The organism is Mesorhizobium sp. (assembly GCF_004962925.1).
Lineage (GTDB): Bacteria > Pseudomonadota > Alphaproteobacteria > Rhizobiales > Rhizobiaceae > Mesorhizobium.
In genome coordinates this window covers 57,337-63,516 of sequence record NZ_SUEO01000003.1, presented here as the reverse complement: position 1 = coordinate 63,516, position 6,180 = coordinate 57,337, and the positions used below count along the sequence as shown (strand labels likewise).

Below are 6,180 nucleotides of genomic sequence, written 5' to 3'. Positions count from 1 at the left end.
CCCGCCGCGCCGCTCGCGCGACGACGCGCGACCACAGCTTGAACGGAAAGGCATCTTGCGAGGGCACGCCCATCTGGAACGGCAGGGGCGGTGTTCCATAGGTATGGAACAGCTCCGGCAGGGGCGGCACGTCTGGCGACGACAAGGGCGACGACGAAGGCGACGGGCGCTTGGCGACGCGGGTGCCCGCCGCGCCGGCGCCGACAGCGAACTGCTCGTCGATGAGGCGCTGGTACGCGACGCGTACGGTGCCGCGCGAGACGCCGAGCTGTGCGGCCATATCACGCCAGGAAGGAAGCTTTGCTCCCGGGTCTAGCCGTCCCGTCTCGATGGCGTCCCGGACCGCCAGGTAGATCTGCGTCGTAAGCGGCGTCCTTGCGGCGCGGTCGAGATCGATGGGCAAAGCAGCCATGGCGCAATGGTACCATCATTCCCGCCAATCTTGGTCCTGTTTCATGACCACAGCCGGCCACATCTATCGGCCATCGCCACGTGACAAATGATCGAGGAGACAACTCTCATGAAGGCAATCGTCGTAACGGACCAGGCTGCGGGAACGGCAGGGATGACGCTGCTGGACCGGCCGGAGCCGCAGGCAGCGATAAATGACGTCGTCGTTCGGGTACATGCGTCTGGGTTCGTCCCGACTGAGCTGACGTGGCCCTCGACCTGGACTGATCGACGCGACAGTGACCGAAAACCGTCGATCCCTGGGCACGAGTTGGCCGGAGTGGTCACCGCGCTCGGCTATGGCACCACGGGTCTTTCAGTAGGACAGCGTGTGTTCGGTCTCGCAGACTGGTATCGCGACGGCACACTGGCGGAGTATATAGCCATGGAGGCACGCAACCTCGCGCCGCTGCCAGGCGACGTCGAGTTCACGGTGGGCGCGAGCTTGCCAATATCGGGTCTGACCGCGTGGCAGGGACTATTCCAGCACGGCCGTCTTCAGGCGGGGCAGAGCGTCCTGACGCACGGCGCGGCCGGCGCAGTCGGTTCGATGGTGACGCAACTCGCACGAGAGGCCGGCGCTTATGTCATCGGCACGGGACGCGCCGCCGACCGTCAGAAGGCGCTGGATTTCGGCGCAAATGAATTCATCGACCTCGAGAACGACGCCCTGGAAGACGTCGGTGGAGTCGATCTGGTGTTCGATGTCATCGGCGGCGACATCCAGAAGCGGTCCGCGGGCCTGATTCGAGCCGGGGGAACACTGGTGACCGTCGTCGGGCCGCCCGACGCGCGGCCCGCCAATGGCCTGGCGGTCGACTTCGTTGTCGAGTCCGATCGTGCCCAACTGGGTGAGATTGTCCAGCGGGTGCGGGACGGACGACTGCGGACGAACATCGGCAACATCTCGACCCTCGACGATGCCGTTTCCGCCTTCAACCCGACCGAGCGACGCTCGGGGAAGACGATCATCCGCGTTCGTCCGTGAGCGACACGCGCCTATCGATGCACGCGGCCGGCCGGCGCTGTCCAGATCGGCCGGCTGCGTCCTATCAGACGCGCCGGTGGCAGCCTGGGAAACTACCCATGGCCCCCTGGCATGAGATGTCGAACGGGCTCAGTCTGTACGATGTCCGTTTTCAGGTACCATGATTGCGCGGCTCTGCGGCTGAGATGCGGCGCGTAGCTGACATCCCTTTATTGGCAGCGCGACCTCGGCTTCGAGTCACAGCCTGCCGTCGAGCCGCCCCAAGGGAAGGTCCGTAACGCGTTGAGCCGGTCGTTCGGAGGGATCGGGTTTTGACCCTAGGCGCCGGGCGCGGGCGAGCATTTGTACGAGGTCGAGCGCGCCGATGCGCGCTCGACCTTTTCAGGTAGATATCAGATGATGAACAGCCAGTTGGCGAGAAGCATCACCACCACGCCGGCGATCAGCGTCAAATATGGCAGGATCCCCGCCTTTCTGACGGCGAGATCGGACGACGTCATGCCGAGATCAGCCAGCATGTGGTCGGGGAATTTGCCCTTGTCCTGGATGTAATGCCGGAAGCAGAACACCGGGATGATGAGGGCAGCCGTGATCAGCCCTGCCCACAGTGCCATCGGGTTCCAGATCTTTGCACCGGCGCCCATGAAGATCATGTTGACATAGGCAAGAATGGCACCGAGGCCAAGCAGCCAGCTCGGTGCCTTCCACGGCCGCGCGATATGGCCGTTGTCGATGCGGTGGATCCATCCGGCGTTGAGGTTGAGGAAGTTGAAGATGATGTATCCGCAATTCGACACGGCGAGGATGAAGAAGAAGCTGGTCGCATCGGCCGAAGCGATGGCCAGCACGATCAGGTTGAAGATCAGGTCGGTCCACATCGCCCGCGTCGGGGCGCCATGCTCGTTGACATGGCTGAGATAGCGCGGCAGCCAGCCATCAACCGAGCCCTGATAGAGCGTGCGCGAGGAACCCGCCATCGCCGTCATGATGCACAGCACTAGCGCCAGGATCATCAGCATCACCAGAAGGCTGTGGATGAGCTGTCCGCCGCCGACCATTCCGGCCAGTGCATCGGCAACGCCGGAGCCATCGACGATCGGGGTCGCCAGCATGCCGTTCAAGCCGAGCACGCCCTGGAAGGTGAACGGCACCAGGATGAACAGCAGCATGCACAGCAGACCGGAATAGAAGATCGCCTTGAAGGTGTCGGTGCCGGGATTCTTGAACTCGGACGTGTAGCAGACGGCGGTCTCAAAACCGTAGGTGGACCAGGCGGCGATGAACATGCCGCCGAGAACGAGCGTCCAGCCGGCGATGTTCCACGCCCCGGGCTCCGGCGCGTAGGCGGCGGCCAGCGGCACCAGCGGCGAAAAGTTCGCCCAGTCTATCTGGCCGGTGACGATCGGCACGACGCCGACGATCAGCATCGGGATGATCACGAACAGGCCGATATATTTCTGCACATTGGCCGTGCCCAGGATGCCGCGATGCTGGATGGAGAAGATGATCAGCATCAGAACCGCGCCGATGAAGAAGGTGGCGTTGAAGGTGAAGGAGACCGGACCCAGCGTGTGCCCGTAGAGCGTCCAGTTTCGGATCGCCGGTGTGGCGGCCGCGGTCACCGCCGTGATGGCGTCGGCGGCACTCGTTCCGGCATGAGCCGCGATATAGGCGGCGACTTCCGGCGAGGTGTCGGTAAACAGCGGCACCGGCGCCAGCGCGTTGAGGATGTAGGCGGCGGCGATCGAACAGCCGAGCGACAGCACCGGCGACCAGGCGAACCAGTTGCACCACACCGAAAGCGGCGCGATGAACTTGGAATAACGCAGCCAGGCGGTGGCGCCATAGATAGAGGCGCCGCCGGACTTGTTCGGAAACAGGCCGGCGATCTCGGCATAGGTGAAGGATTGCAGGAAGCCCATGATCATGGACACAGCCCAGATCAGGAAGGCCAGCTTCCCGGTCGTGCCGGCAATGCCGCCGATCGAAAACAGCACAAGGGCGGGAACGCCGCTTGCCACCCAGAAGGCGCCGCGCCAATCGATGTTCCGGTGCAGCTTCCCTTCGGCAGGCGGCACCAAGGCAGAGACTATCGTGCTCATTTACGTGAATTCCCCATTTTTGATGTTCCCCATCGGCGACGGCCGACACCTCGCGATGCGTCACCGACGCACGCGTTGAACGACCTCAGTCATTTTCCGCTCAGTAGTATTTTTTTCTTAGCAGTGAAGATTGATCCGTCACGCTTTCACGTCAAGCATTTTGTGAAGCTGTGCACATCGCAGATGTAGAACATGCGCCGACGGCACTCGCCGCCAGCTGATTTCAGGCGAGAAATCGACTTTGCGCGGGTATGGCTTGCGCCATTCGCGTTCCCTTGAAACCGGCGTCAGGAGCGCGGTCTGACCTTCTGCGGGTCGTAATGGGCGAAGGCCACGACCCGCGCCGGCAGCCGCTTGCTGTGGCCGTCGAGCTTGCCGATCTCGACCTCGGTGCCGATGGCGGAATGGGTGACATCGAGCCTGGCCAGCGCGATGTTCTTGTTCAGCACGGGCGAACGCATGCTCGAAGTGACCTCGCCGATCTGAGCGCGGCCGACGTGGACGCAATCGTCATGCCCGACCGCGACATTGGCGTCGATTTCGAGGCCGACCAGTTTCTTCTGCGGGTTTTCCTTGCGCCGGATCAGCGCCTCGCGGCCGACGAAATCGTCGGCCTTGGTCTTCAGCGGGACGGTGAAGCCGATGCCGGCCTCGAATGGATCGGTCTGATCGGAAAATTCATAGCCGGCAAAGATCAGCCCGGCCTCGATGCGCACCATGTCGAGCGCCTGCAGCCCCATCGGTTTCAAGCCGTGCGGCTGGCCGGCCTCCCAGATGGCGTCGAACACCTTTTCGGCGTCGCGTGGATGGCACCAGATCTCGTAGCCGAGCTCGCCGGTGTAGCCGGTGCGCGAGACGACGACTGGAATGCCGTTGCCGTCGCCAATGCGGGCAACGGCGAAGCGAAACCATTCGAGCTCCTCGATCGACGGCTGCAACGGCGAGGTCCAGATGATCTTTTTGAGGATGTCGCGGCTTTTCGGCCCTTGCACGGCGACATTGTGCATCTGGTCGGTCGACGAACGCACAAGCACGTTCAGGCCAAGGCTCTTTGCCGTCTCGCGCAGCCATTCGCCGGAAAGATCGTCGCCTCCGATCCAGCGGAAATTATCCTTGCCGAGCCTGAGCAGCGTGCCGTCGTCGATCATGCCGCCATGCTCGTAGCACATCGCGGAATAGACGACCTGGCCGACGCCGAGTTTCTTCACGTCGCGGGTCAGCGTGTATTGCAGCAGCGCTTCCGAATCCGGTCCGGTGACCTCGAATTTGCGCAGCGGCGACAGGTCCATGATCACCGCGTCCTGCCGGCAGGCCCAGTATTCGTCGATGGGGCCTTGCTTGGCGAAGGAGTTGGCCAGCCAATAGCCCCTGTACTCGACGAAGTCGCGGGTGTGCTTGGCAAAGCTCGAATGAAAGGATGTCTCGCGGGTCATTTTCGGTTCCGAATCGGGCGTCATGCGTTTGGCGATCGCTCGCGAGAATTTGTGCTGGCCGGAATAGGTCCGCACATGGATGTCGGTCAGGTTCCAGCCATTGGCCGGCGTCGTGTCGTCAGGGCAGGCGGAGGAGACGCAGACTATGTCGGTCAGCGCCCGCAGCAGCACGTAGTCGCCCGGCCGCGACCACGGCTCGTCCGACACCATGACGCCATGCGCGTCGATCGCCGTGTTGAAGAAGAAGTTGATCGCCATCCAGCCCGCGCGAGGCGTGACGCCCTTGTCGGCCAGCGCGCGGTTGAAATTCTCTGAGCAGTTGACGTGGCCGGGATAGCCGATGTCGTCGTAATATTTGGCCGCGCAAGCGAGCGCGAACGCATCGTGCCGGCCGCATGTGTCCTGCACCACTTCGACCAGCGGCTCCATGTCCTGGTCGTAATATTTCGAGTGCAGGCCGGGCATCGGATAGCTCGAGCCCATCAGCGTGCGGGTCGTCGTCACGTCGAGCGGATGATCGCGTCCCTTGTCGAGCTTGCGCGCCGAAAAGCACTGGAAGTCCGTGCATTGACGCCCGTCGACATCGACGATCTGCAGATAGTCGCCAGCTCTAACGAAATAGGATTCCGCAGTCGCCGAATGGACGCGCAGGTCGAGCACCGGATCGGCCAGCGGGTCGCCAAGCTTGGACTTCGCCGCCGGACGGATCGTGGCGCGGCGGACGATGACGCTGAGCGGCGTCGCCGTGTTATGGCCGTCGACCAGCATCGGCCCGCCCGGTGCGGCAATCAGCATTGACCCGTCGCGGGCGACGGTAAAGCTCTGTTCGATGCTGGCAGGGGTGGCGCCGCCGAACACGCGAACCGCCTTTGCCTGATCAAGCTGCACCTGACGTCGCTCCAGCCCCGGGCGCAAGGAAGCGAGGCTGTCGTCGCCATCGGCCAGCAGCGCCTTGATGCCGGCGGCATTGCTGTTCGATTTTTCGCCGAAAATGCCGGCGTCGGCCATGCCGCTCTTGTCCCATGCCAGCAACTCGCAGGCCTGCCCGCCCTCGACATTGCGTACGGTGATGGTGTCACCGGCTTCGACATCGATGAGCACCGCGCCATTGCCTTGGACGGAATAGCGCTCCATGCCAGCCGGCAGCGCGATCTGGCCGGGCCTAAGGATGAAGCTGGGCCGGGGCGGTCCGGCTGCAACGGCGGGG

Annotated in this window: 4 protein-coding genes; 1 reads left to right on the top strand and 3 read right to left on the bottom strand. The window is 63.4% G+C overall.

The window, feature by feature from the left end:
* Nucleotides 1-412 (bottom strand): winged helix-turn-helix domain-containing protein (locus E5W87_RS01835; protein WP_292393419.1); only part of this gene is annotated, 412 nt, incomplete at its 3' end.
* A 108-nt stretch (nt 413-520) separates the two neighbouring features.
* Between E5W87_RS01835 and E5W87_RS01830 the strand changes: the two genes are divergently transcribed.
* Nucleotides 521-1,438, top strand: a complete 918-nt coding sequence (locus tag E5W87_RS01830) for an NADP-dependent oxidoreductase (protein ID WP_292393417.1) — start codon at nt 521-523, stop codon at nt 1,436-1,438.
* A 392-nt stretch (nt 1,439-1,830) separates the two neighbouring features.
* Here E5W87_RS01830 and E5W87_RS01825 read toward each other — a convergent pair whose 3' ends face one another.
* Both E5W87_RS01825 and E5W87_RS01820 read right to left on the bottom strand, forming a co-directional pair.
* Entirely contained in the window at nt 1,831-3,540 is a 1,710-nt protein-coding gene (locus E5W87_RS01825; protein ID WP_292393415.1) for an APC family permease, read from the bottom strand.
* 287 nt (nt 3,541-3,827) lie between these two features.
* Nucleotides 3,828-6,180, bottom strand: a 2,353-nt coding sequence (locus tag E5W87_RS01820) for a DUF1989 domain-containing protein (RefSeq protein WP_292393413.1), incomplete at its 5' end; no start/stop codon positions are given.

Bases quoted from the DNA above. Each gene is read 5' to 3' on its own strand.
- E5W87_RS01830 (WP_292393417.1), top strand. From the start codon at position 521: ATGAAGGCAATCGTCGTAACGGACCAGGCTGCGGGAACGGCAGGGATG.
- E5W87_RS01825 (WP_292393415.1), bottom strand. From the start codon at position 3,540: ATGAGCACGATAGTCTCTGCCTTGGTGCCGCCTGCCGAAGGGAAGCTG.